Below are 23,205 nucleotides of genomic sequence, written 5' to 3' on the forward strand. Positions count from 1 at the left end.
CATGTCCGACCCCGTCCTGCTGTCAATCGATGCCCGCGGCATCGCCACCGCCACGCTCAACAAGCCCGCCAAGGGCAATGCCTATGACGAGGACCTGCTCGGCGCGATGATCGCCGGCCTCGACAAGCTGCACGATGACGACAGCGTGCGCGCCCTGGTCATCCGCGGCGCCGGCAAGCACTTCCAGGCGGGTGCCGACCTCGACTGGCTGGCGCGTGCGGCGACCTACGGGCCGGAGCAGGCCTATGCGGCGTCCATGGCGACCACCACCGCCATGCAGAAGCTGAACGAATTCCCCAAGCCGACCTTCGCCCTGGTGCATGGCGCCTGCTTCGGCGGCGGCTGCGGCGTGGTGTGCTGCGTCGATGTCGCGCTCGCCACGCCGGCCGCGATCTTCGGCCTGACCGAGGTGCGCGTCGGCGTCGCCCCCACCCCCATCAGCACGCACATGGTCCATGCCATGGGGCTGCGCCACACGCGCCGCTATGCATTGACCGGCGAACGCTTCGGCGCCGAGGAAGCCCTGCGCATCGGCCTGGTCCACGAGGTGGTGGCGGCCGAGGCCGCCGAGGCGCGACTCGCCGAGATCATCGACCAGACGATGCTCTCGGCGCCCAGCGCGATCGCCATGACGAAGGAGTCGTTCCTTGGCGCGAACGGGCTGACGCTCTCGGCGCGCGAGATGTCATTGCTGGCCCATGAATCCTGGATGCAGCGGGCCAGCGCCGAAGGGCGCGAGGGGCTGGCGGCCTTCCGCGAAAAGCGCCGCCCCGGCTGGTATCGGTAGCGCGCCATCGCCTCGGACGGACTCTTGTGAGCCGGTAAATAGGCGCGCAAAAACAATAGTGTAGGGAGCGTGACGTAAGCGCTGGCGAGCGGCAGGCACTCCGGCCGCAAGCCCTTGATCTTCCTGCCGCGCAACCGTGGCGCGCGCGGCAGGACAGCCTCGACAACCGGCTGACTTGTAGCCCACCCCGTCATCGAACCTTCACATTTCTGCAATCGGGAGGACTTCCGGGGCTCCTAGAAGCGCGCCAGTGGCGTCCCTGCCGGGGCGGGCACCGCAGAAACACGCGACGGAGATTACCCAGATGAACAGGCGGACCATCCTTCTCGGCGCCGGTGCGGCGCTGACCCTGCCGGCCTTCGGCGCTCGCGCGCAGGCCGCGGCCGTCACGGGCGCCGGCGCGACCTTTCCCAACCCGGTCTACCAGAAGTGGGCAGAGGCGGCGCGCAGCGCCATCAACATCCAGGTGAACTACCAGTCGGTCGGCTCGGGCGCGGGCATCAACCAGATCCGCAACCGCACCGTCGATTTCGGCGGCACCGACGCGCCGCTGAACGCGACGCAGCTCACCGAAGGCAACCTGCTGCAGTTCCCGACGGTGATGGGCTCGCTGGTCGCCATCGTGAACATCCCGGGGGTCGAGAACGACCAGCTGAAGCTGACCGGCCCGATCCTGGCCGACATCTACCTGGGCAAGATCACCCGCTGGAACGATGCGCGCATCACCGCCATCAATGCCGGCCTGACGCTGCCGAACCTGGCGATCGCGCCGGCCTATCGCGCCGACGGGTCGGGCACGACCTTCGTGTGGGTCTCCTACCTCTCGGACGTCAGCGAGGAATTCAAGACCCGCGTGGGCGTGGGCACCTCGGTGCGCTTCCCCGCCGGCACCGGCGCGCGCGGCAATGAAGGTGTTGCCGGCACGGTGCGCCAGGTGCGTGGCGCGATCGGCTATGTCGAGAACGCCTATGCCATCACCAACCGCCTGGTGACGACGCAGATCCAGAACAAGGACGGCAACTTCGTGAAGCCGGAGCACGCCACCTTCATGGCGGCCGCCGGTGCGGCCGACTGGTCGGTGCCGGGCTTCGCGGCGAACGTGGTCAACACCCCGGGCGCGCAGTCCTGGCCGATCGTGGCGCCGACCTTCATCCTGCTGCCGACCAACCCGACGGATGCGGCGCGCAGCGCCAATGTCCGCCGCTTCTTCGACTGGGCCTTCAAGGAAGGCGACCGCCTGGCGCAGGAGCTGGAGTACATCCCGCTGACCCAGGCGACCAAGGACGCGGTGCGCGCGGCCTGGAACCGCCAGTTCGGCGCCTGACGACCCCTGGGGGCCTGGCACGCCGCCGGGCCTCCTCCTTCTTCCTCCTGACGGGCAGACACAGTGAGCCAGGCCGCGACCGCCTCCCCCCCGGCCCCGGCGCGCACGGCGCGCGGCGCGGGCAATACCGGCGACATCATCTTCGAATGGGCCTGCAGGGGTGCGGGCGTGCTCGTGCTGATCCTGCTGGGCGCCATCATCGTCGAGCTGTTCATCGCCGGCCTGCCGGCCTTCCGCGCCTTCGGTGTGGGCTTCGTCTGGTCGACCGAATGGGACCCCGTGCAGGAGGTCTTCGGCGCCGGCGTTTCCATCTACGGCACCATCGTGACCGCCGTGCTGTCGGTGCTGCTGGCGGTCCCGCTGGCCTTCGGCGTGGCCTTCTACCTGACCGAACTGGCACCGCCCTGGCTGCGCCGCCCGGTCGGCACCGCGGTCGAGCTGCTGGCCGCCGTGCCGTCGATCATCTACGGCATGTGGGGCTTCTTCGTCATCGTGCCGGCCTTCGCGACCTATATCCAGCCGACGCTGATCGACACGCTGGGCGAATTGCCGGCCATCGGCTTCCTGTTCCAGGGCGCGCCCTTCGGCACCGGCATCTTCACCGCCTCCTTCATCCTCGCGATCATGATCCTGCCCTTCATCGCCGCCACCATGCGCGACGTGTTCGAACAGGTGCCGCCGGTCTACAAGGAAAGCGCCTACGGGTTGGGTGCCACCACCTGGGAAGTGATGCGCGGCGTGGTCATTCCCTATACCCGCGTCTCGGTGGTGGGCGGCATCATGCTGGGGCTGGGGCGCGCGCTGGGCGAAACCATGGCGGTGACCTTCGTCATCGGCAACGCCAACCGCATCACGGGTTCGCTGTTCGGGCCAGGCAATACCATCGCCTCGCTGGTCGCGCTCGAATTCGGCGAGAGCGAGACGGGCAGCCTGAAGCTGTCCTCGCTGCTGGCGCTGGGCTTCATCCTGTTCGTGCTGTCCTTCATCGTCCTTGCCACCTCGCGCTACCTGCTGCGCTCGCGGCTGAAGGCCTGATCCCCATGAGCAGCATCACGCTCTCCGCCGGCGCCGTGCCCGGCCCGCGCAAGGACCCCGAGGTCGCGCTGCGGCTCGGCCGGCGGCGCAAGACCACCGACGTCGTCATCCGCATGCTCTGCGTGATAGCGACGCTGATCGGGCTGATCTTCCTCGCCTCGATCCTGGCGACGCTGTTCTATCGCGGCTTCGAGGCGATGAACCTGCGCGTCTTCACCCACAACATGGCGCCCCCGGGCTCCGAGGGCGGGTTGCTGAACGCCATCGTCGGCAGCCTGATCCAGGCGACGCTCGGCACCGCGATCGGCACGCCGATCGGCATGCTGGTGGGCACCTACCTGGCGGAATACGCCCGCGGGTCGAGGCTCGGCGACGTGGTGCGCTTCGTCTCGGACATCCTGCTCTCGGCGCCCTCCATCCTGATCGGGCTGTTCGTCTACCAGATCCTGGTGCTGCCCTTCGGCGGCTTCTCGGGCTGGGCGGGCGTGGTGGCGCTGGCGATCATCGTCATCCCGGTGGTGGTCCGCACCACCGAGGACATGCTGACGCTGATCCCCAACACCCTGCGCGAGGCGGTGATCGGCCTGGGTTCGCCCAAGTGGAAGATGATCGTCTTCGTGTGCTGGAAGTCGGCCATGTCGGGCATCATCACCGGCATCCTGCTGGCGGTGGCGCGCGTGGCCGGCGAGACCGCCCCGCTGCTGTTCACCTCGCTGGGCAACAATGCCTGGTCGACCGACCTGACCAAGCCGATGTCCAGCCTGCCTCTCGCGATCTACGCTTTCGCCGGTTCGCCCTTCGAGGACTGGATCGCCCTGGCCTGGGCCGGCGCCCTGCTGATCACGCTGAGCGTGCTGCTTCTCAACATCCTGGCGCGCACGCTGCTGCGCGGCCGCAAGTGAGCGGAAGGAACGACACCATGTCGACCACCACCGAAACCGGCCCCGCCGACACCGCGACCCAGGGCTTCGGCGGCGTGCAGGCGCGCTCCGGCGCCGCGCTGAACGCCCCGCGCATCGCCATCAAGAACCTGGATTTCTTCTACGGCGACAATCGCGCCCTGAAGGCGATCGACTTCAACATCCCCGATCGCCAGGTGACCGGCATGATCGGCCCGTCGGGCTGCGGCAAGTCCACGCTGCTGCGCGTGCTGAACCGGATGTACAGCCTGTATCCCGGCCAGCGCGCCACCGGCGAGGCGATGCTCGATGGCATGAACATCGTGGCCCCCGATGCCGACCTGAACGCGCTGCGCGCCAAGATCGGCATGGTGTTCCAGAAGCCCACGCCCTTCCCCATGACCATCTTCGACAACATCGCCTTCGGCATCCGCCTGCACGAGAAGCTGTCCAAGGCGCAGATGGACGAACGGGTGGAATGGGCGCTGACGCGCGCGGCCATCTGGAACGAGGTGAAGGACCGCCTCGATGCCTCCGCCCTCGGCCTGTCGGGGGGGCAGCAGCAGCGCCTGTGCATCGCGCGCACGATCGCGGTCCGCCCCGAGGTCATCCTGTTCGACGAACCGACCAGCGCGCTCGACCCGATCAGCACGCTCAAGATCGAGGAGCTGATCGACGAGCTCAAGCGCGACTTCACCATCGTGATCGTCACGCACAACATGCAGCAGGCGGCGCGCTGCGCCGACCAGGTCGCGTTCTTCTACCTGGGCGAACTGATCGAGGTGTCGGCCGCCGCGGCGATGTTCACCGCGCCCAAGCACCCCAAGACCCAGGAATACATCACCGGCCGCTTCGGCTGAGCCGGGGAAGGACACGACCATGCCCACCGAACACATCGTGCGTTCCTACGACGAGGACCTGCGCAAGCTGCGCGACCTGACCGCCCGCATGGGCGGCCTGGCCGAACGCCAGGTCTCCGACGCCACCCGCGCCCTGGTGCGCCGCGACACCGAACTGGCCGCCGAGGTGGTCAGCCGCGACACGCAGATCGACGCGCTGGAACGCGAGATCGAGGCCTTCTGCGTCCGCCTGCTGGCGCTGCGCCAGCCCATGGCCGCCGACCTTCGCGTGGTGATCGCCGCGATGAAGGCCTCCAACGACATCGAGCGCATCGGCGACTACGCGGCCAATGCCGCCAAGCGCGCCATCGTGCTGTCCTCCCTGCCCTCGATCGGCAGCCTCAACGGCTTCGAGCGCATGGCGCAGCTGGTGCAGGAGAACCTGAAGGCCGCGATGGACGCCTTCGTGAACGACGACGCCGAGGCCGCGCACCGCGTGTGGGAGGCCGACGAGCCGGTCGATGCGATCTACAACGGCATCTTCCGCGAGTTGCTGACCTTCATGATGGAGGATCCGCGCAACATCTCGGCCGCCACCCACATGCTGTTCATCGCCAAGAACCTCGAACGCATCGGCGACCACACCACCAACATCGCCGAGCGCATCTTCTATGCCGTGCGCGGCGACAGCCTGCCGGAAGACCGCCCCAAGGCCGACCAGTCGGCCTATGCGGTGGTCCGCCCGGCCGGCGAATAGCCGAAAGGAGCCACCGATGGCCGAGGCCTACGCCACGCTCGCCAAGCCGACCATCCTGGTGGTCGAGGACGAGGCGCCGTTGCTCACGCTGCTGCGCTACAACCTGGAGAAGCAGGGCTTCCGCGTCGAGGAAGCGGCGGATGGCCAGGAGGCATTGCTGCGCGTCGCCGAGGCCCGGCCCGACCTGGTGCTGCTCGACTGGATGCTGCCCGCGCTGTCGGGCATCGAGGTCTGCCGCCAGCTGCGTCGCCGCCCCAACACGCGCGACCTGCCCATCATCATGGTGACCGCGCGCACCGAGGACCAGGACGCGGTGCGCGCGCTCGACACGGGGGCCGACGACTACATCGCCAAGCCCTTCGCGATGGAGGCGTTGCTGGCGCGCATCCGCGCCTTGCTGCGCCGGTCCGGCGGCGTGGCGGCCAAGGGCACGCTTACCTATCGCGACCTGACCATGGACCAGGACGCGCACCGCGTCTCACGGTCCGGCCGCGCGTTGCACCTGGGCCCGACCGAATACCGGCTGATGGAATTCTTCCTGAGCCATCCCGGGCGCGTCTTCACCCGCGAACAGCTGCTGGATGCGGTCTGGGGGCGCGACATCCATGTCGAACCCCGCACCGTTGACGTGCATATCCGCCGGCTGCGCAAGGCGATCAACGCCGAGCATGAACCCGACCTGATCCGCACGGTGCGTTCGGCCGGCTACGCGCTGGATTCCGAAGATCACTGATTTCCTTGCCCTCAAACGGCGGGCGCCAGCCATCCGGCCGGCTGGCCTTCGCGCCCCGCGCTGCCGCACTGAACGCGGCTGACGGTCTGGGCGCGGTCGCGCTTTGCGCTCCCGGTTCGTGCGGATGCACGATCCGAGTCTTCGTGACGTCCCTCAGACGGCGGGCGGGCCGCATCCGCGGCCCTTGCCTTCGCGCCCCGCGCTGCCGCACTGAACGCGGCTGACGGTGCGGGCGCGGTCGCGCTTTGCGCTCCCGGATCGTGCATCCGCACGATCCGCCTTCGCCCTACCCGCGCGCGATCCAGGCGCAGCAGCGTTCGAAGGCAGCCAGGTCGCGCCAGCGGTCGCCGGGCGAGTCGGTCCGTTCAAACACACCGCCGGCAGCCTCGATGCCGCCATCGACCATCAGGTTGTCGCCCAGGCCGAAATCCTCCAGGCCCATGGCCTCCGCATCCTCGAAGCCACCATCCGCGCGCGGGCGCGCCGCATCGCCCAGGAAGCCCCGCGTGCGCAGCAGGAACTCCGCCCCCGCATTGGAATACCCCGCGACCGGCCGCCCCAGGGCGCGCATGAAGCCGAGCTCGTACACCGTGCCGACATCCGCCGAGGGCCCGCGGAACGGCGTGAGGTTCGCGATCAGCGCGGCGCACGACCGGATATGCGCCTCGTTGCCCAGGTAGATGCGCATCCAGTACGGGCGTTCGGCCGGCGGCGATTCGGGCGGCGGGTCCAGCGGAAACACCCCCTCCAGCCCATGCGCCGCGCAGACGCGCTTCTTCGCCGCGGCCACCTCCAGGGCATCGGGGAGAAACACTTCGGGTCCGGCCAGGTAGACACGCATCTCCGCGATCCTGCCTTGCCCCGCCCGCCCGCGCCATGTGAAACGGCGCCATGGACCTGCAAGCCGAATACGACAACCGCGCCCGCGTGCCGGGCTCGGCCGCCATCCTGGAAGCCTGGTCGCGCGATGCCGAGGCCTTCCGCACAACCTGGGCGCGAAGCCAGCTCGACCTGCCCTATGGCGTCTCGGCGCGCGAGCGCTTCGACCTGTTCCTGCCGGCGCAGGACGGCCCCGCGCCGCTCGCGGTGTTCATCCATGGCGGCTACTGGCAGGCGCTGGACCGCCGCGCGGTCAGCCACTTCGCACGCGGGATGCTGCTGCAGGGCGTGGCCGTCGCGGTGCCGTCCTATGACCTGTGCCCCAGCGTGCCGCTGGCCAAGATCATCGACCAGATGCAGCAGCTCTGCGCCATCCTGTGCGCCAAGACGCACCAGGCCATCCTGGCCGTCGGGCATTCGGCCGGCGGGCACCTGGCCGCGTCGCTGCTGGGGCAGGATTACTCGCGCTTCGCCAAGCCGCTCGGCCGCCAGGTGGTGCCGGGCGCGCTGCCGATCTCGGGCGTCTTCGAACTCGAACCTCTGCTCGGCACCACGATCGGCCAGGCGCTGAACCTCTCGCCCGAGGCCGCGCGGACCCTCTCCCCCCGCTTCCAGGACCCCGCCGATGGCGCGCTGCATGTCGTGGTGGGCGGCGCCGAGAGCGACGAATTCCGCCGCCAGTCCCGCGACTTCGCCGAGGCCTGGGGCGGCACGCTCGATGAAATCGCCGGGGCGAACCACTTCACCGTGCTCGACCCCCTGACCGACCCCGATTCGGCGCTCAGCCGGAAGGCGGCGGAAATGGCGCGGCGGCTTGCGTCCCTGTGACGCTTCGCGCTTAACAGGGGCGACACTTCACGACGGCGGGAGGCTTCCAATGATCGGCATCGGACGGCGCGGACTTCTGGGCGCAACCACGGGCCTTCTGGCGGCCCCGGCCCTGCTGCACGCGCAGCCGGCCGGCGGGGTGAAGATCGGCCTGGTGGCGGTGCAGACCGGCCCGCAGGCGGCGCTCGGCACGCAGCTGCGCGACGGCTTCCTGCAGGGGCTGCGGCATCTCGATGGCAAGCTGGGCGGCCTGACCGCCGAGGTCGTGCACATCGACGACGAACTGCGCCCCGAAGTGGCGGTGACCAAGGTGCGCGCGGCGCTTGAACGCGACCGCGTGGATTTCGTGGTGGGCGTGGTGTTCTCGAACATCCTCGCCGCCATCCTGCGGCCGGTGACGGAAGCCAACACCTTCCTCATCAGCACGAATGCCGGCCCGTCCACCTTCGCCGGGCGCGGGTGCAACCCGTTCTTCTTCACCACCTCCTACAACAATGACCAGGTCCATTCGGTGATCGGCCAGGCCTGCGAGGACCGTGGCTACCGCCGCGTCTTCGTGATGGTGCCGAACTACCAGGCCGGGCGCGACGCGGTGGCCGGCTTCAAGTCCCGCTTCAAGGGCACGGTGGTCGATGAAATGTACGTCCCGCTCACCCAGCTCGATTTCTCGGCCGAACTGGCGAAGATCGCCGCCGCACGCCCCGACGCCATCTTCACCTTCATGCCCGGCGGGCTCGGCGTGAACCTGGTGCGGCAGTATCGCCAGGCGGGCCTCGCCAACATCCCGTTCCTGTCGACCTTCACGGTCGATGAGGCGACGCTGCCCGCGCAGGGCGAAGCCGCGCTCGGCTTCTATTCCGCGGCGTCCTGGGCGCCGAACATGGACAACCCGCAGAACGCGCGCTTCGTGCGGGACTTCGAGGCGCAGTTCAACTACGTGCCCGCCACCTACGCCGCGCAATCCTACGATGCCGCCATGCTGCTCGATTCCGCGATCCGCCGCGTGAACGGTGCGCTGGCCAACAAGGACGGGCTGCGCACGGCGATCCGCGCGGCGGATTTCCGCTCGGTGCGCGGCCCCTTCGCCTTCGGCGTGAACCACTACCCGGTGCAGGATTTCTGGCTGCTCAAGGTTGCGCGCCGCGCCGACGGCAAGTTCCAGACCGAGACCGATCGGAAGGTGCTGACCGCCAACGTCGATCCCTGGGCGGCCGAATGCCGCATGCGCTGATGCGCGCGGGGATGGTGGGGCGGCCCCGCGCCAAGCCAAAGCGCCGCGCGTGACCACCCAGCTGCTGCTGGTGCAGGCGCTGAACGGCCTGCAGCTCGGCATCCTGTTGTTCCTGGTGGCGGCGGGCCTCACGCTGGTGTTCGGGGTGATGGACTTCATCAACCTCGCCCACGGCGTGCAGTACATGCTGGGCGCGTATCTCGGCGCCGCGCTGGCCGCGGCGACGGGGTCGTTCTGGCTGGGGCTGGGGCTCGCCTTGCCCGCCGCGCTCGCCGCGGGGCTGCTGCTGGAAGTGCTGGTCTTCCGGCATCTGTACGCGCGCGACCACCTCGCGCAGGTGCTCGCCACCTTCGGTGTCATCCTGTTCCTGAACGAGGGCGTGAAGGTGGTGTTCGGCGCCGCCCCGCTGCAGGTCGCGATCCCGCCGCTGCTCGAAGGTGGGGTCGAGATCATGCCCGGCCTGCAATACCCGCTCTATCGCGTGGCGGTGCTGGGCGCGGGGCTGGCGACCGGCGGGCTGCTGTGGTGGCTGGTCGAGCGCACGCGCATCGGCATGCTGGTGCGCGCGGGGGCGACCAACGCGCCGATGGTCTCCGCCCTTGGCGTGGACATCAATCGGCTGTTCACGCTGGTGTTTGCCTTCGGCGCCATGCTGGCGGGCTTCGCCGGCGTGCTGGCGGGGCCGATCTTCTCGGTCGAACCGGGCATGGGTGACAATGTGCTGATCCTGGCCTTCGTGGTGATCGTGATCGGCGGGATCGGGTCGATCCGCGGCGCCTTCATCGCGGCCCTGCTGGTCGGGCTGATCGACACGCTGGGCAAGTCGGTGGCGCCCGACCTGCTGCGCCTGGTGCTGGACCCGTCCAGCGCGCGCCAGGCCGGCGCGGCGCTCGCCTCGATGCTGGTCTATGTCGCGATGGCGGCGATCCTCGCCTTCCGCCCGGCCGGCCTGTTCCCGGTGCGCGCGGGCTGATGCGCGACATCGCCGTGCCTGTCGTCGTGCTCGTCGCGCTCGCGGCCGCGCCGTGGCTCGGCTTCGGTGGGTCCTACGAGACCACGCTGATGGCACGCGTCATGATCCTCGGCATGGCGGCGGTCTCGCTGGCGTTTCTTGTCGGCGGCGCCGGACTGGTCAGCCTGGGGCACGCGGCCGCGCTCGGCATCGGCGCCTATGCGGTCGCGATCCTCGATGCGCATGGCATCACCGACGCCGCGCGCGTGCTGCCCGCGGCGATCGGCGCGGCGGCGATCTTCTCGCTGGTGACTGGTGCGATCGCCATCCGCACCTCCGGCGTGCACTTCATCATGATCACGCTGGCCTTCGGGCAGATGGCCTTCTTCACCGCCTCCTCGCTCGCGGCCTATGGCGGGGATGACGGCTACACGATGTACAGCCGCACCGAACTCGCGGGCACGCGGCTGCTCGAGAACCGCCTGGCCTTCCACTACATCTGCCTCGCAGCGCTCGCGCTGACCTGGGCGGTGTGCGCGATGCTGCTCGCCTCGCGCTTCGGCCGCGTGCTGCGCGCGGCGCGGGAGAACGCACAGCGCGTCGAAGCCGTCGGCCTCGCGCCCTACCCCTTCCGACTGGTCGGCTACACGCTGGCGGGTGCGATGGGCGGCCTGGCGGGCTTCCTGCTGGCCAACGCGACCGAATTCGTCTCCCCCGCCACGCTGTCCTGGCAGCGCTCGGGCGAATTGCTGTTCATGGTGATCCTGGGCGGCGCGGGGCGGCTGTGGGGCGCCATCCTCGGCGCGCTGGTCTTCGTGCTGCTGGAGACCTGGCTCGCCCAGCAGATGCAGCACTGGAAGCTGGTGTTCGGGCCGCTGCTGGTGCTGTCGGTCATCTTCCTGCGCGGCGGCCTCGCCGGCCTGGTGGCGCGCCGTGGCTGAACCGCTGCTGCGCCTCGATGGGCTGCGCAAGCATTTTGGCAGGCTGGCGGTCACCGATGGCGTGACGCTCGATGTCCTGCCCGGCGAGATCCACGCCATCATCGGCCCGAACGGCGCGGGCAAGACCACGCTGATCCACGAGATCACCGGCATCGTCGCCCCCGATGACGGCCGCATCGTCTTCGCCGGGGCCGACATCACGCGCCTGTCGCTGCCGGCGCGCGCGCGCGCGGGCCTGGCGCGCAGCTTCCAGATCACCAGCATCGTCGGCGGCTTCAGCGTGCTGGAGAACGTCGCGCTGGCGGTCCAGGCGCGCAGCGGGTCGTCCTTCCGCTTCGCCTTCCCCGCCGCGCGCGAAGGCGCGCTGAACGCCGCCGCGATGGAGGCGCTGGACCAGGTCGGCCTCGCGGACCGCGCCGCGCTGCCCGCCGGCACGCTCAGCCATGGCGAGAAGCGCGCGCTGGAACTGGCCATCGCACTCGCCACCCGCCCGCGCCTGCTGCTGCTGGACGAACCACTCGCCGGCGCCGGGCCGCAGGAGACCGACCGCCTGGTCGCGCTGCTCACGCGGCTGCGCGCCGCCTACACCATCCTGCTGGTCGAACACGACATGCAGGCCGTCTTCGCCCTGGCGGACCGCATCTCTGTGCTGGTTTATGGACGCATCATCGCCACCGGAACCGTCGCCGCCATCCGCGCCAATGCCGCCGTCCGCGCCGCCTACCTGGGCGAGGACGACACCTGATGCTGGCGGTCGGGAACCTCGTCGCCGGCTATGGCGGCGCCCGCGTGCTGCACGGCATCGACCTCGAGGTCGGCGCCGGCGAGGTGGTGACGCTGCTCGGCCGCAACGGCATGGGCAAGACCACCACGGTGCGTGCCATCATGGGGCTGCTGCACCCCGATTCCGGGCGCATCGCGATCGACGGCGCCGACGTGACGGGCCTGCCCCCGCACCGCATCGCGCAGCGCGGCATCGGCCTGGTGCCCGAAGGCCGCCAGGTGTTTCCCACCCTGACGGTCGAGGAAAACCTGATCGCCACCGCCGCCAACCGCACCGGCGGCCCGCCGCGCTGGACGCTGCCCGGCGTGCTGGCGCTGTTCCCGCGCCTGGCGGAACGCCGTCGCAACCTTGGCGCGCGGCTGTCGGGCGGAGAACAGCAGATGGTCGCCATCGCCCGCGCGCTGATGACCAACCCCCGCCTGCTGATCCTGGACGAGGCGACCGAGGGCCTGGCGCCGCTGATCCGCGCCGAGATCTGGGCCGTGCTCGCGACGCTGCGCGCCGAGGGCCAGGCGATCCTGCTGATCGACAAGAACCTCGCGGCCTTGCAGCGCCTGGCCGACCGGCACGTGGTGATCGAGAAAGGCCGCGTGGTCTGGACCGGCAGCAGCGAGGATCTCGCCGCGGCGCCCGAGATCCGCGACACCTACCTTCACGTCTGAACCGAAGCCGGGCAAGACTTCGCCCGCGACACCCAGGAGGACCCGCCATGACCAGCATGACCGCAGGCATCACCCCCGCCGGGGAGGGCGAAGGCGGCGTGGTGTGGAACATCCTCGGCCAGACCTACCGGCCGGTGGCGCATTCGGAGTCCTGCTTCGCCTTCGACACGCTGTTCCCCGACGGCACCTTCGTGCCGCCGCACATCCATGCGTCGCAGGACGAGTTCATCCGCGTGCTGGAAGGCCGCTTCGACCTGGTGCTGGACGGGCAGCCCGCGCAGGCCAAGGCCGGCGACCTGATCCGCATGCCCAAGGGCATCATGCACGGCATCTTCAACAAGTCGGGCGCGCCGGTGCGCGCGTTGTTCTGGGTGAGCCCGGCGAAGGGCCTGTATTCGCTGTTCACGCGCATCCACAACGTGGCGGACCCCGGCGAGGTGGTGCGGATCGCCAGCGAATACGAGGTGGAATTCCTGCCCCCGCCGGGGTGACGCCAACCGGCGCGGGGGGCCTTCCCCCGCCCCTATTTCTTCTTCCGTGCGGCGAAGTCGCCCAGCATCCGCCGCGGTTCCTCCGTTCGCCACGAGGCCCCGAAGGCGTCCACGCCGGCGGCGATCGCGGCGGTCTGCGGCAGGTCCTCCCAGCGCCGGATCAGCGCCTTCTGCGCGCGGATCGCGGCGGGGCCGGCCTCCAGCAGCATCGCCACCCATTCATCGACCGCGGCGTCCAGCGCCTCGGGGGTCGTGACACGTTCGACCAGCCCCCAGTCCAGCGCCTCGGCCGCGCCGATCGTCTCGGCCAGCAGCAGCAGGCGGCGCGTGCGGCCCCAGCCGATCAGCTGCGGCAGCAGCGCCGCCTCGACGACGGATGGGATGCCCACGCGCACTTCCGGCATGCCGAATTTCGCGTGCTCGGCCGCGATCCGCAGGTCGCAGGCCGCGGCCACTTCCAGCCCCGCACCCAGGCACCAGCCATTCACCCGCGCGATGACCGGCACCGGCAGGTCGCGGATCGCGCGGCAGCAGCCATGCACCAGGCGGATGAAGGCACGCGCGCCCTTCTCGTCCGGGATCGCCGCCATGGCGGTGATGTCCGCACCACCGATGAAGGCGCGCGGCCCCGCGCCGGTCAGCACCACCGCGCGCAGCGCGGCATCGGCGCCGAGCGCGGCGAAGGCCGCGGCGAAATCCTCCATCAGCGGCGGGTTCAGCGTATTGAGCTTCGCGTCGTGATCCACCACGACCCGCGCCACGCGCCCGCTATGGGTTCGCTGCACATCGATGCGTCCGGCCATTGTGGTCCTCCCTGCCGGCATCCTGCGCCGGGGCGCGCGGGTTGCCCAGCGGCGGGCGTGCAGCGACGCGTTGACAGCATCGCGGCGGCCCGGCCTTAACCTGGCCGAACGCCGCGGAGCACCAGAGCCTCGATGATCGCCGACGTCATTCCCTGGGTGCTGGGCGCCGCGCTGGTGCTGTTCCTCGCCTGGCCGCGCCGGCGCATGCGCATCAGCCAGGTCTATCGCGTCTCGCCGCAGGACCTGTGGGATGCCACCGTCCCGCATCCCGCCCGCCCCAACCAGTTCGACGCGATCGAGCGCTACGACTGGACGCCGGGCTCCGACAGCGAGGCCATCATCCACTACCGCGGTGCCGGCCGCGCCCACTACAGCCACGACGCGGCCGAGGACCGCCTGCAGGTCGGCCAGCTGATCGTCACGCTGAACGGCGCCGGCGAGGCCGCCGAGAAGCTGACCTGCCACACCACCATCAGCCCCGATCCCGGTGGCACGCGGCTCACCATGGACATCACCTTCGAGACGCTGGGCCGGCGCGGCGGCTGGCAATGGGCGCAGCTGCTGCTGCGCGGGCTGACCGGCGCCAGCCTGCGGCTGCAGATGAACGCGGTGCTGGCGAAATCCGGCGCCTTCGACCGCTACGCCGCGGCGCATGGCACCGCGCCGGCCGGCGCCAGCGTGCTCGGCATGCGCGTGTCGGGCATGGCGCTGCTGCTTGCGGTGGTGGCCTGCGGCTGGTGGGCCTGGAGCTTCGGGCCGTGGCTGGCGCTCGCCCTGGTCGCCGGCATGGTGGCGCACGAGGCCGGGCATGTCGCCGTCATGCGTGCCTTCGGCGACCGGTCCTCCGCCTTCTACTTCGTGCCCTTTCTGGGCGGTGTGGCGATCGGGCGGATGAACCACGCGCAGGATTGGCGGCACGCGGCCATGGTGCTGGGCGGGCCGGCGGCGGGTCTGGGCTCGGCGCTGGTGGCGGGCGGGCTGGGCTGGGTGCTGGGCAGCGACTTCCTGCTGGCCTGCGGTGCCTTCTTCGCCGCCATCAACCTGTTCAACCTGCTGCCGATCCCGCCGCTGGATGGCGGGCAGCTCGCGTTGATCGCACTGCGGCCTTTCCTGCCGGCGGCGGTGCTGCGCCATGTCGGGACGGCGCTGGCGGCTGGCGGGTTCGCGCTGGCGCTGTGGTGGGATTTCGGTCTGCTGACCTGGGTGCTCGGGGCCTTCACGCTTGCCGCGCTGCTGGCGCCGGGCGGCATCGTGCCGGCCGGGCGGGTGGCGCTGTCGCGCGGCGGCGCGGCCGGGCTGATGGTGGTCGGCGTGGGTCTCGCGGTGCTGCTGGCGGGGCTGTGGGGCGCGATCACCTTCAGCGCCGGGCTGCTGGCGCTGCTGCGCGCGCTGGCGGACGGGCCCTTCGCCGGCTGAGCGACCCTTCGCGCATCCAGCGGACGGCGCATCCCGCAGACCGGCCCCGGATCTCTCCCCGCCCGCCCCGCCATCCAGGAGGGTGTCCGTCGGGTGGTGGCATGCTCCGACGGCCGCCGGGCACGCTCAGCGCGCCACCGCGAAGCCCGCCATCGCCGCATAGCCGCCCGCGATCGCCGCGAGTTCCTCCCGCGCGATCACATCCTCGATCCGCGCGAAGCCCTCGGGCGCGCGTTCGCTCACCACATCCACCACCCGCTCCGGCCCGCCGCGGCGGTTGCTGCGCACGATCTCCGCGGTCTTCGGCAGCCGCTCCGCTTCGTAGGCGGCGAGCGCATCCGGCACGGCGCGCTCTGCCAGCAGCCCCGCCAGGCAGCGCGCATCCAGCACCGCCTGCGACGCGCCGTTCGACCCCACCGGGTACATCGGGTGCGCCGCATCGCCCAGCAGCGTCACGCGCCCCTGCGTCCACCACGGCAGCGGGTCGCGGTCGCACATGGGGTATTCCCAGAATTCCGGGCTGCCGCGCACCAGCGCCTCGACATCCAGGAACGGGATGCGGAAGCGCGCGACATGGGGCAGCACATCGTCGAGGCGCCCAGGCCGCGACCAATCCTCGCGCCGCGGCGGCGGCTTCGTGGCGTCGCCGATCTGCGCGCAGACCACCCAATTGGTCAGCCGCGTGCCCGGCGCGGCGCCGGCGGCGATCGGATACAGCACCAGCTTCTCGGTCATGTCGCCGGCGACGATCATGGTGTCGCCGCCCTCGAAGGCCGGCCAATCGACGGCACCGCGCCACATCTGGATGCCGTTCCAGCGGATCCCCGCCTCATCGGGGTGCAGGGCGGCGCGCAGCACGGAATGGATGCCGTCGGCGCCGACCAGCGCGGCCCCGCGCGCGCTGCGCCCATCGGCGAAGCGCGCCGTCACGCCATCGGCGTCCTGCGTGAAGCCCGCCAGCCGCGCGCCGGTCACCAACGCATCATCGCCCAGCCTGTCGCGCGCCGCCTGCCACAGCACCGCATGCAGGTGCCCGCGATGGATCGAGAATTGCGGCACGCCATGCCCGGCCCAGGTGCCGCGCTTCTCGACCCAGATCTCCTGCCCGAAGCGGTTCAGGTAGCGCAGTTCGCGCGTGCGCACCGCCACCGCATCCAGCGCCGGCAGCAGCCCGAGCGCCGCCAGTTCGCCGATCGCATGCGGCAGCGTGTTGATGCCCACGCCGAGCGGCCGCACCGCCTGCGCGGCCTCGAACACCGTGCAGGGAATGCCGCGTTCGTGCAGCGACAGCGCGAGCACCAGCCCGCCCACCCCGCCGCCCGCGACCAGGATGGTCACGCCGGATCGTCCGCCGGCGGCGCGGTGTCCTCCGGCCAGGCGGCACGCCGCTTCGCGCATTGGCGCAGCACGACGGCCGCCACCACGCCCGCCGCCGCGGTGGTCACCACCGACGCCACCGCCACGCCCACGATCCCGGCCCCGATCACGCGAAGGAACATTGCATCACCCCATTCTCGCCAAGGTAGTATCCTGCCCGGCGGCACACGCGGCCGGGACGTCGTGTCGTGCAAACACTAGCCTGCCGCCGCGGCGCCGTCGCGGCCATGCCCAAAGGGAGAAACCAAGCCATGTCCATCCAACGCCGCGCACTGCTGGGCGCCGGGCTTGCCTCTGCCGCAGCCCTGCCCTTCGCCCGGCTGGAAGCCGCGGCACCCATGATCGGCCGTGGCGCCCCCGCCTGGTACCGCTTCCGCTTCGGGGAATACGAGGTGACCGTCGTCTCCGACGGCGCGCTGCCGCTCGGCAAGGCGGAGGATTCCTTCGTCGGCGCCGGCCCCGGCGAGGTCAATGCCATGATGCGCGCCGCGCTGCTGGACCCGGCCAATGCGCTGCTGGAGCAGAACGCCGTCATCGTGAACACCGGCCGTCACCTGATCCTGTTCGACACCGGCATGGGCGACAGCATGGGCCCGGCCAGCCAGATGTTCGGCCCCACCACCGGCCGCCTGCTGCGCAACATGCGCGCCGCCGGCATCGAGCCCGCGCAGATCGACATGGTCGTGCTCTCCCACGCGCATTGCGACCATTGCTGGGCGCTGGTGGACGCGCAGGGCAACCGCAACTTCCCGAACGCCCAGGTCGCGATCAGCGAGGCCGACCTGGCCTATTGGACCAACGACGCGAATATCCGCGGGCCGGCCTTCATGGAGCCCTTCATCCGCGGCGCGCAGAAGAACCTCAACGCCTATCGCGACCGCATGGTGATGCTGCGCGACGGCGCCGAGGTGGTTCCCGGCGTGACCGCCATCTCGGCCCCCGGGCATACGGTGGGGCACACCATCTTCGCCATCGCCTCGGGGCCGCGCGTGATGGTCTATACGGGCGACCTCGCGCATCATCACATCCTGCTGCTGCAGCGCCCGCTGCTGGAATTCGCCTTCGACACCGACCCGAAGCTCTCGGCCCAGACGCGCGCGCGGCTGCTGGAACGCTTCGCCACCGACCAGCCGCAGGTGCTGTCCTATCACTTCCCCTGGCCGGGGCTGGGCAATGTGGTGAAGGCCGGCCAGGGCTATGCCTGGGTGCCGGCGCCGATGGACGTGACGTCGCTGGGCTGAGGCGGACGCGCCGGGGCGCGGTTCAGCACTGCCAGAGGAACTTGCCGCCGCCCCACGTGCAGTCGCAGGCAAAAAGATACGCCGCACCGCCACCGAAATTCATGGCGGTGCCGTGCTCAGGCCCTTCCTCGAGCCGGGCGACGAAGCGCAACGCCCGGCCGCAATGGTCGCAAGCGGGCGTCTCGTCCCCCTGCAACCAGTCTGGCGCGCCGCCGATCTGGCCGAGCACCTCGCGCCCGCGGCCCGGATGGGCCTCGGCCCAGCGGGCGCACGCATCCTCGTAGCCGGCGGCCTCGACCGTCTCGACGCGTGCGGCGTGGCGCGCCGCGCCGATGGCGTTGCCCTGCGCGGGAAGATCGGCCGGCAGCAGATCCGCGCCCTCGCAAGGCAGCACCGCGTTGCCGCCGCTGTCGGGATTCCATTCGTCGCACATGCCCGGGCTGTTCTGGCACATGAAGACCAGGTGGCGGCGCGCCTGCGCCTGCTCGGCAATCGTGCACAGGTATCGCATGTGGCCGTGACAGGCATGGCACGCCGGCCAGGCGAAGCCGGGCGGCACCAGGGGCGTGCCGCCGAAGCGCGCGACGGCGATCGATGTCTCGGGCGCGGCGCGATCCAGCACCAGAAGATCAATGCGCGGCATGCGGGGTCTCAAGGGCCAGGGTGATCGACACGGCAAGGATCAGAGCATCGTTCGCGGAGGTTAGACACGACGCCGCCCTGGGTCACCGACCACGTCCTTCCCATCCGGCCTCAGCCCTTCGGCGCGCCACGCTCCGGCAACGGCCGCAGCGCGCGGATGCGTTCCGCGATGTCCGGCCGGCCGGCCTCGAGCGCCAGGAACGCCGCCTCGTCACGGGCGATCTCGTAGCCCAGCCGGTAGCCCTCCCCCGTCGCCCGGTCCAGGCTGCGGGCGATCCCGGCGGCAATGCCCTTGGGCGCGTCCTTCAAGCGTGTCTCCATGCCGAGAAAAGGGCCGTCGCGGGCCGGGTTTTCACCGCGCCGGGCTTGCCGCACCCGCCCCCCGGGTGCAAGGTCCGCCCGCATCGGCCGCCCCCCTGGGGCAGGCCCGCTACACGCCCGCGCGCAGAGGACAGCTCATGGCCAAGATCAAAGTGAAGACCCCCGTCGTCGAGATGGACGGGGACGAGATGACCCGCATCATCTGGGGGTTCATCAAGGACAAGCTGATCCTCCCCTACCTCGACATCGACCTGAAGTACTACGACCTCGGTATCCAGAAGCGCGACGAGACGGACGACCAGATCACCGTCGATTCCGCCCATGCCACCAAGCAGTACGGCGTGGCCGTGAAGTGCGCGACCATCACCCCCGATGAAGCCCGCGTGGCGGAATTCGGCCTGAAGAAAATGTGGCGCAGCCCGAACGGCACCATCCGCAACATCCTGGATGGCACGATCTTCCGCGAACCCATCATCTGCCAGAACGTCCCGCGCCTGGTGCCGCATTGGTCCAAGCCGATCGTCGTCGGCCGCCACGCCTATGGCGACATCTACCGCGCCGCCGAGACCAAGATCCCCGGCGCCGGCAAGGCCACCCTGACCTGGACGCCCGAGGACGGCGGCGCGCCGATCGAACTGGAAGTGACCAACTTCCCTGCCGGCGGCGGCGTGCTGATGGGCATGCACAACACCCGCAAGTCGATCGAGGGCTTCGCCCGTGCGTCGCTGAACTACGGCCTGGCGCGCGGCTACAGCGTGTATTTCAGCCACAAGAACACGATCCTCAAGGCCTATGACGGCGAGTTCAAGGACATCTTCAAGAAGGTGTTCGACGCCGAATTCGCCGACAAGTTCAAGGCGAAGGGCCTGACCTACGAGGACCGCCTGATCGACGACATGGTGGCCTGCGCGCTGAAGTGGGAAGGCGGCTATGTCTGGGCCTGCAAGAACTACGACGGCGACGTGCAGTCCGACATCGTCGCGCAGGGCTTCGGCAGCCTCGGTCTGATGACCTCCGTGCTGCTCTCCCCGGATGGCAACACGGTGGAATCGGAAGCCGCGCACGGCACCGTCACGCGCCACTTCCGCGAACACCAGAAGGGCCGCGAGACCAGCACCAACCCGATCGCCTCCATCTTCGCCTGGACGCGCGGCCTGGCCTATCGCGGCCGCTTCGACGGCACGCCCGACGTGACCGACTTCGCGAACACGCTCGAGAAGGTCTGCATCGACACCGTCGAGAGCGGCCACATGACCAAGGACCTCGCGATCCTGATCGGCAAGGACCAGCCCTGGATGAACACCCAGGCCTTCCTCGCCAAGATCGACGAGAACCTGAAGAAGGCGATGGCCTGACCAGGCAGGCGCCGATGCGTGCCGCTGTCATCCGCGGCGGCACGCTCGGCGCCCTGGCCACGCTGCTGCTGGCCGCGCCGGCCCGCGCCGATTGCTTCGACTGGTCGCACGGCCAGGCGGTGATCGAGGACGGCGCGATCCGCGGCCTGCCGCCGGGCGCGCTGCGCTGGCGCATCGGGCGCGTGCCGGCCGGCGGCGTGCATCTGTCGACCGCGGTGGAACTGCGCTGGACCCTGCCCGGCGGACGCAGCCGCACCCAGCACATCTTCGAAGGCCTGCAGGATGGCCGCGTGCAGCTCGACCGCCAGGGCACCACGCTCCGCCTGCGCGTGACAGCCTGCGGCACCGGCGACGCGCAATGCCGCGACGTCGCGCTGACCTATGCCTGGGACCGCGAAGCCCAGCGCTTCGCCGGCGCGACGCCCGCCGCGCGCCAGGCCCTGGACAGCGCCTGCGCCGCCGAGGAGCCGGCGCGCTGATGCCGCCCTTCACCCTGCCCGACTGGATCGCGCTGGCCGTCTTCGTGCTGTGCTGGGTGGTCTATGCGCTGCTGGTCGACCGCATCCCGTCGATCCGCGCGCGCAGCGTGATCGCGGCAATGGACGAACACCGCCGGCGCTGGATGATGGCCGCCCTGCCGCGCGACAACCGCATCGCCGACATCGCCGCCATCGGCAACCTGATGTCCTCGGTCTCCTTCCTCGCGACCAGTTCCATCCTGATCCTGGGCGGGCTGGTGGCGATGATGGCGGCCCCCGACCTGGGCCGCCGCGTGGTCGCCGCCTTTCCCTGGAGCGACGTGCCCAGCGAGGCGATGTGGGAGGTCAAGATCGGCCTGCTGCTGCTGATCTTCGTCAATGCCTTCTTCGAGCTCACCTGGTCGCTGCGGCAATTCAACTACCTCAGCATCCTGGTGATGGGCATGCCGCAGGACGCGACGGCCACCACCAGCGCCGAGGCCGCCGCGCGGCTGGCCAACCGCGGCGCGCGGCACTTCAACACCGGGCTGCGGTCGTACTATTTCGGGCTGGCGGCGCTGGCCTGGATCATCCATCCCGTCGCGCTGATCGCGGCCAGCCTGCTGGTGCTGCGCGAATTGCACCGGCGCGAGTTCCGGTCGGTCGCGCGGGACGCGCTGGCGACGATGCGGGTGGGCTGAGCCTCAGCGCGGCCCGACCCGCGCCCCGGGCAGCTGCCCCTGTTCCAGCGCGCAGGCCGCGCGCACCACCGCGGCCGGCGGCGCCTCGCTGATCGCGCTGCCGGTGCACCGCCGCGGGCCCGGCACATCGAGCCGCCGATTGACCGCGAAGGCCTCGCGCAGCGCGCCATCCGCGCCGATCGTGTGGAACACCATCGAGATCAGGCAGCAGCCCTCGCGGGTCATCGCCACCAGCCGCCCGGCCGAATCGCGCGCGAAGGCCAGGCCGTTGATCTCGCCGGCGCGGCGGAAGCGCGCCTCGCCCGGCTGCATCACCCACAGCTCCCAGGCGGAATTGGCGTTGTCGCCGATCAGCGGCACCCACAAATCGGGCGCGCCGTCGCCGTTCACGTCACCCAGCGCGGGGCGGCTGTTGGGCAGGTCGGTCTGCACCTCGATCCGCTGCGTCTCGCGCCCGCCGTCGAGCACGCGGATGGTCCAGCTGGTGTCGTCGGAAGCGGCCTCCAGCACCAGCGGCGGCAACCCCGGACGGGTGGCGCGCAGCGTGGCGCGCGCGGCATCCGCTGCCTGCGCCAGCAGCGCGGCCAGCACGGCGGCGGCGAAGACCGCGCGCATCACGCGAGGCGCCCATGGCGCGCCAGCACGTCGCGCAGCGCATCGAGGTCGATCGCCTCGCCCTTCGCCCGTCGCCCCGTGCGCCCGTCGCGGCCGATCACCGTCGTCGCCATGGTCAGCGCGTTCAGCACGGCTTCCTCCACCGCTTCGGCCGCCGCCACGAACAGCGGCGACATCCGGTCATTGGGCCAGTCGGCGATGATCGCCTGGTGGGCGCGCCGTTCGGCAGAGCGGCGCACGCCGGGATGCGTGCTGAAGGCAATGGCATAGTCGCCCGACCCGTCGCTGAACGCCGCGCCGGTGCGCGCCAGCCCGGCCATGGCGCGCTGCGCGAGGCGCGCCAGGTTGCGGTCCGACAGCGGCGCATCGGTCGCGATCACCACCATCACCGACCCATCCGCATCGCCGCGGTCGGTGTGTTCGCGCAGATACCACTTGCCGAGCGCGCGCCCGACCGGGATGCCGTCCATCATCAGCGCGCCGCCGTAATTCGCCTGCACCAGAGCACCCAGCGTCCAGCCCCCCAGCGCCGGCGGCAGCACGCGCGATGCCGTGCCGATGCCGCCCTTCCAGCCGAAGGCCATGGTGCCGGTGCCGGCACCCACGGAACCCTCAACGACCGCGCCATCGCGCGCGCCATCCAGCGCGGCGTGGACATGCGCCGCCGTCACGCCGCGCGCGCGGATGTCGTTGAGCCGCCCGTCATTCGTCTCGCCCACCACGGCGTTGACCGACACGGCTTCGGCGTTGCGCGCCAGTGTCCAATCCACCACGGCTTCCACCGCGCGGCCGACCGCCAGCGTATTGGTCAGCACGATCGGCGTTTCCAGCTCGCCGAGTTCAACAAGCTGCGTCGCCCCGGCCAGCTTGCCGTAGCCGTTCATCACCGACAGCCCGGCCGGCACGCGATCGGCGAAGACGTTGCCCGGATGCGGGATGATGGCGGTCACACCCGTGCGGGTCGCATCGCCCTCGATCACCGTGGCGTGGCCGACGCACACACCCGCGACATCGGTGATGGCGTTGTGCCCGCCGGGCGCGAAGATGCCCGGCGCCAGGCCCAGCGCGCGTGCGCGAACCCGCGCGCCCGCCCGCGTCGTGGCAGGCTCGCCGACGCCCGCCCCGGCTGCCATG

General features: G+C 70.6%; 27 protein-coding genes. 19 read left to right on the top strand and 8 right to left on the bottom strand.

What is annotated here, in order from left to right:
• The first annotated feature begins 1 nt into the window (after window position 1).
• From LQ222_RS13905 to phoB, 7 genes are all read left to right on the top strand, one after another.
• Window positions 2-787 (top strand): enoyl-CoA hydratase-related protein, encoded by a 786-nt coding sequence (locus tag LQ222_RS13905; RefSeq protein ID WP_230167243.1) that lies wholly within the window; start codon window positions 2-4, stop codon window positions 785-787.
• A 304-nt stretch (window positions 788-1,091) separates the two neighbouring features.
• Window positions 1,092-2,111 (top strand): phosphate ABC transporter substrate-binding protein PstS, encoded by a 1,020-nt coding sequence (gene pstS, locus LQ222_RS13910; protein ID WP_230167244.1) that lies wholly within the window; start codon window positions 1,092-1,094, stop codon window positions 2,109-2,111.
• A gap of 63 nt (window positions 2,112-2,174) precedes the next feature.
• Window positions 2,175-3,146, top strand: coding sequence for a phosphate ABC transporter permease subunit PstC (pstC, locus tag LQ222_RS13915; protein ID WP_230167246.1), 972 nt, complete (start codon window positions 2,175-2,177; stop codon window positions 3,144-3,146).
• 5 nt (window positions 3,147-3,151) lie between these two features.
• Complete coding sequence (gene pstA / locus LQ222_RS13920; RefSeq protein WP_230167248.1) at window positions 3,152-4,048, top strand: phosphate ABC transporter permease PstA; 897 nt, start codon at window positions 3,152-3,154, stop codon at window positions 4,046-4,048.
• Between the two features lie 17 nt (window positions 4,049-4,065).
• Complete coding sequence (pstB, locus tag LQ222_RS13925; protein WP_230167250.1) at window positions 4,066-4,905, top strand: phosphate ABC transporter ATP-binding protein PstB; 840 nt, start codon at window positions 4,066-4,068, stop codon at window positions 4,903-4,905.
• A gap of 19 nt (window positions 4,906-4,924) precedes the next feature.
• Window positions 4,925-5,641: a phosphate signaling complex protein PhoU gene (gene phoU, locus LQ222_RS13930; RefSeq protein WP_230167252.1), complete on the top strand. Its 717-nt coding sequence runs from the start codon at window positions 4,925-4,927 to the stop codon at window positions 5,639-5,641.
• A 16-nt stretch (window positions 5,642-5,657) separates the two neighbouring features.
• The gene (phoB, locus tag LQ222_RS13935) at window positions 5,658-6,374 is read left to right on the top strand and encodes a phosphate regulon transcriptional regulator PhoB (protein WP_230167253.1); all 717 of its coding nucleotides are present in this window, start codon (window positions 5,658-5,660) and stop codon (window positions 6,372-6,374) included.
• A 286-nt stretch (window positions 6,375-6,660) separates the two neighbouring features.
• Here the strand turns inward: phoB and LQ222_RS13940 are convergent, their stop codons facing one another.
• A complete protein-coding gene (locus LQ222_RS13940; RefSeq protein WP_230167255.1) occupies window positions 6,661-7,215 on the bottom strand; it encodes a nucleoside 2-deoxyribosyltransferase in 555 nt (184 codons plus the stop codon).
• Between the two features lie 50 nt (window positions 7,216-7,265).
• On the opposite strand from LQ222_RS13940, the gene LQ222_RS13945 reads away from it, so the two are divergent.
• The 7 genes from LQ222_RS13945 to LQ222_RS13975 are packed head-to-tail and all read left to right on the top strand — an operon-like array spanning window position 7,266 to window position 13,142.
• Entirely contained in the window at window positions 7,266-8,081 is an 816-nt protein-coding gene (locus LQ222_RS13945; protein WP_230167257.1) for an alpha/beta hydrolase, read from the top strand.
• A gap of 49 nt (window positions 8,082-8,130) precedes the next feature.
• Window positions 8,131-9,312, top strand: a complete 1,182-nt coding sequence (locus LQ222_RS13950) for an ABC transporter substrate-binding protein (RefSeq protein ID WP_230167259.1) — start codon at window positions 8,131-8,133, stop codon at window positions 9,310-9,312.
• 49 nt (window positions 9,313-9,361) lie between these two features.
• Window positions 9,362-10,285 (top strand): branched-chain amino acid ABC transporter permease, encoded by a 924-nt coding sequence (locus LQ222_RS13955; protein WP_230167261.1) that lies wholly within the window; start codon window positions 9,362-9,364, stop codon window positions 10,283-10,285.
• Window positions 10,285-11,205: a branched-chain amino acid ABC transporter permease gene (locus LQ222_RS13960; protein ID WP_230167263.1), complete on the top strand. Its 921-nt coding sequence runs from the start codon at window positions 10,285-10,287 to the stop codon at window positions 11,203-11,205. The genes LQ222_RS13955 and LQ222_RS13960 overlap by 1 nt, the downstream gene beginning before the upstream one ends.
• Complete coding sequence (locus LQ222_RS13965) at window positions 11,198-11,950, top strand: ABC transporter ATP-binding protein (RefSeq protein WP_230167265.1); 753 nt, start codon at window positions 11,198-11,200, stop codon at window positions 11,948-11,950. Before LQ222_RS13960 ends, LQ222_RS13965 begins: the two co-directional genes overlap by 8 nt.
• On the top strand, window positions 11,950-12,651 hold the full coding sequence (locus LQ222_RS13970; protein ID WP_230167266.1) for an ABC transporter ATP-binding protein: 702 nt from the start codon (window positions 11,950-11,952) through the stop codon (window positions 12,649-12,651). The genes LQ222_RS13965 and LQ222_RS13970 overlap by 1 nt, the downstream gene beginning before the upstream one ends.
• Before the next feature lie 47 nt (window positions 12,652-12,698).
• The gene (locus LQ222_RS13975; protein WP_230167268.1) at window positions 12,699-13,142 is read left to right on the top strand and encodes a cupin domain-containing protein; all 444 of its coding nucleotides are present in this window, start codon (window positions 12,699-12,701) and stop codon (window positions 13,140-13,142) included.
• A 32-nt stretch (window positions 13,143-13,174) separates the two neighbouring features.
• On the opposite strand, the gene LQ222_RS13980 is transcribed toward LQ222_RS13975, so the two are convergent.
• On the bottom strand, window positions 13,175-13,945 hold the full coding sequence (locus LQ222_RS13980) for an enoyl-CoA hydratase (RefSeq protein ID WP_230167270.1): 771 nt from the start codon (window positions 13,943-13,945) through the stop codon (window positions 13,175-13,177).
• A gap of 132 nt (window positions 13,946-14,077) precedes the next feature.
• Between LQ222_RS13980 and LQ222_RS13985 the strand changes: the two genes are divergently transcribed.
• A complete protein-coding gene (locus tag LQ222_RS13985; RefSeq protein ID WP_230167272.1) occupies window positions 14,078-15,361 on the top strand; it encodes a hypothetical protein in 1,284 nt (427 codons plus the stop codon).
• A 126-nt stretch (window positions 15,362-15,487) separates the two neighbouring features.
• Here LQ222_RS13985 and LQ222_RS13990 read toward each other — a convergent pair whose 3' ends face one another.
• Window positions 15,488-16,699 carry a flavin-dependent oxidoreductase gene (locus LQ222_RS13990; RefSeq protein WP_230167273.1) on the bottom strand — a complete coding sequence of 404 codons (1,212 nt, stop codon included), beginning with the start codon at window positions 16,697-16,699 and terminating at the stop codon, window positions 15,488-15,490.
• Window positions 16,696-16,860, bottom strand: coding sequence for a hypothetical protein (locus tag LQ222_RS13995; protein WP_230167275.1), 165 nt, complete (start codon window positions 16,858-16,860; stop codon window positions 16,696-16,698). The genes LQ222_RS13990 and LQ222_RS13995 overlap by 4 nt, the downstream gene beginning before the upstream one ends.
• Before the next feature lie 129 nt (window positions 16,861-16,989).
• On the opposite strand from LQ222_RS13995, the gene LQ222_RS14000 reads away from it, so the two are divergent.
• Window positions 16,990-17,979 carry an MBL fold metallo-hydrolase gene (locus LQ222_RS14000; RefSeq protein WP_230167277.1) on the top strand — a complete coding sequence of 330 codons (990 nt, stop codon included), beginning with the start codon at window positions 16,990-16,992 and terminating at the stop codon, window positions 17,977-17,979.
• 22 nt (window positions 17,980-18,001) lie between these two features.
• Here LQ222_RS14000 and LQ222_RS14005 read toward each other — a convergent pair whose 3' ends face one another.
• Window positions 18,002-18,622 (bottom strand): hypothetical protein, encoded by a 621-nt coding sequence (locus tag LQ222_RS14005; RefSeq protein WP_230167278.1) that lies wholly within the window; start codon window positions 18,620-18,622, stop codon window positions 18,002-18,004.
• Between the two features lie 110 nt (window positions 18,623-18,732).
• Window positions 18,733-18,930, bottom strand: coding sequence for a hypothetical protein (locus LQ222_RS14010; protein WP_230167280.1), 198 nt, complete (start codon window positions 18,928-18,930; stop codon window positions 18,733-18,735).
• Window positions 18,931-19,079: 149 nt separating this feature from the next.
• On the opposite strand from LQ222_RS14010, the gene LQ222_RS14015 reads away from it, so the two are divergent.
• Genes LQ222_RS14015 through LQ222_RS14025 form a run of 3 tightly spaced genes read left to right on the top strand, consistent with a single transcriptional unit; the run spans window position 19,080 to window position 21,456 of the window.
• A complete protein-coding gene (locus LQ222_RS14015; protein ID WP_230167282.1) occupies window positions 19,080-20,297 on the top strand; it encodes an NADP-dependent isocitrate dehydrogenase in 1,218 nt (405 codons plus the stop codon).
• Window positions 20,298-20,311: 14 nt separating this feature from the next.
• Window positions 20,312-20,776: a hypothetical protein gene (locus LQ222_RS14020; RefSeq protein WP_230167283.1), complete on the top strand. Its 465-nt coding sequence runs from the start codon at window positions 20,312-20,314 to the stop codon at window positions 20,774-20,776.
• Complete coding sequence (locus tag LQ222_RS14025) at window positions 20,776-21,456, top strand: DUF599 domain-containing protein (RefSeq protein WP_230167285.1); 681 nt, start codon at window positions 20,776-20,778, stop codon at window positions 21,454-21,456. The genes LQ222_RS14020 and LQ222_RS14025 overlap by 1 nt, the downstream gene beginning before the upstream one ends.
• Window positions 21,457-21,459: 3 nt before the next feature.
• Here LQ222_RS14025 and LQ222_RS14030 read toward each other — a convergent pair whose 3' ends face one another.
• Both LQ222_RS14030 and LQ222_RS14035 read right to left on the bottom strand, forming a co-directional pair.
• Window positions 21,460-22,071: a hypothetical protein gene (locus LQ222_RS14030; RefSeq protein WP_230167286.1), complete on the bottom strand. Its 612-nt coding sequence runs from the start codon at window positions 22,069-22,071 to the stop codon at window positions 21,460-21,462.
• The gene (locus tag LQ222_RS14035) at window positions 22,071-23,204 is read right to left on the bottom strand and encodes a P1 family peptidase (protein WP_230167288.1); all 1,134 of its coding nucleotides are present in this window, start codon (window positions 23,202-23,204) and stop codon (window positions 22,071-22,073) included. The genes LQ222_RS14030 and LQ222_RS14035 overlap by 1 nt, the downstream gene beginning before the upstream one ends.
• Window position 23,205 lies beyond the last annotated feature (1 nt).

This window comes from Roseomonas sp. CECT 9278, from assembly GCF_918698155.1.
GTDB lineage: Bacteria > Pseudomonadota > Alphaproteobacteria > Acetobacterales > Acetobacteraceae > Neoroseomonas.

Excerpts from the sequence above, each read along its gene's own strand:
- LQ222_RS13960 (WP_230167263.1), top strand. The coding sequence starts at position 10,285 with ATGCGCGACATCGCCGTGCCTGTCGTCGTGCTCGTCGCGCTCGCGGCC.
- LQ222_RS13945 (WP_230167257.1), top strand. The coding sequence starts at position 7,266 with ATGGACCTGCAAGCCGAATACGACAACCGCGCCCGCGTGCCGGGCTCG.
- LQ222_RS13905 (WP_230167243.1), top strand. The coding sequence starts at position 2 with ATGTCCGACCCCGTCCTGCTGTCAATCGATGCCCGCGGCATCGCCACC.
- LQ222_RS13940 (WP_230167255.1), bottom strand. The coding sequence starts at position 7,215 with ATGCGTGTCTACCTGGCCGGACCCGAAGTGTTTCTCCCCGATGCCCTG.
- LQ222_RS13995 (WP_230167275.1), bottom strand. The coding sequence starts at position 16,860 with ATGTTCCTTCGCGTGATCGGGGCCGGGATCGTGGGCGTGGCGGTGGCG.
- LQ222_RS13985 (WP_230167272.1), top strand. The coding sequence starts at position 14,078 with ATGATCGCCGACGTCATTCCCTGGGTGCTGGGCGCCGCGCTGGTGCTG.
- pstA (WP_230167248.1), top strand. The coding sequence starts at position 3,152 with ATGAGCAGCATCACGCTCTCCGCCGGCGCCGTGCCCGGCCCGCGCAAG.
- LQ222_RS14015 (WP_230167282.1), top strand. The coding sequence starts at position 19,080 with ATGGCCAAGATCAAAGTGAAGACCCCCGTCGTCGAGATGGACGGGGAC.
- LQ222_RS14005 (WP_230167278.1), bottom strand. The coding sequence starts at position 18,622 with ATGCCGCGCATTGATCTTCTGGTGCTGGATCGCGCCGCGCCCGAGACA.
- LQ222_RS14020 (WP_230167283.1), top strand. The coding sequence starts at position 20,312 with ATGCGTGCCGCTGTCATCCGCGGCGGCACGCTCGGCGCCCTGGCCACG.
- phoB (WP_230167253.1), top strand. The coding sequence starts at position 5,658 with ATGGCCGAGGCCTACGCCACGCTCGCCAAGCCGACCATCCTGGTGGTC.
- LQ222_RS14025 (WP_230167285.1), top strand. The coding sequence starts at position 20,776 with ATGCCGCCCTTCACCCTGCCCGACTGGATCGCGCTGGCCGTCTTCGTG.
- pstB (WP_230167250.1), top strand. The coding sequence starts at position 4,066 with ATGTCGACCACCACCGAAACCGGCCCCGCCGACACCGCGACCCAGGGC.
- LQ222_RS14035 (WP_230167288.1), bottom strand. The coding sequence starts at position 23,204 with ATGGCAGCCGGGGCGGGCGTCGGCGAGCCTGCCACGACGCGGGCGGGC.
- LQ222_RS13975 (WP_230167268.1), top strand. The coding sequence starts at position 12,699 with ATGACCAGCATGACCGCAGGCATCACCCCCGCCGGGGAGGGCGAAGGC.
- LQ222_RS13950 (WP_230167259.1), top strand. The coding sequence starts at position 8,131 with ATGATCGGCATCGGACGGCGCGGACTTCTGGGCGCAACCACGGGCCTT.
- phoU (WP_230167252.1), top strand. The coding sequence starts at position 4,925 with ATGCCCACCGAACACATCGTGCGTTCCTACGACGAGGACCTGCGCAAG.
- LQ222_RS13980 (WP_230167270.1), bottom strand. The coding sequence starts at position 13,945 with ATGGCCGGACGCATCGATGTGCAGCGAACCCATAGCGGGCGCGTGGCG.
- LQ222_RS14000 (WP_230167277.1), top strand. The coding sequence starts at position 16,990 with ATGTCCATCCAACGCCGCGCACTGCTGGGCGCCGGGCTTGCCTCTGCC.
- LQ222_RS13970 (WP_230167266.1), top strand. The coding sequence starts at position 11,950 with ATGCTGGCGGTCGGGAACCTCGTCGCCGGCTATGGCGGCGCCCGCGTG.
- pstS (WP_230167244.1), top strand. The coding sequence starts at position 1,092 with ATGAACAGGCGGACCATCCTTCTCGGCGCCGGTGCGGCGCTGACCCTG.
- LQ222_RS14030 (WP_230167286.1), bottom strand. The coding sequence starts at position 22,071 with ATGCGCGCGGTCTTCGCCGCCGCCGTGCTGGCCGCGCTGCTGGCGCAG.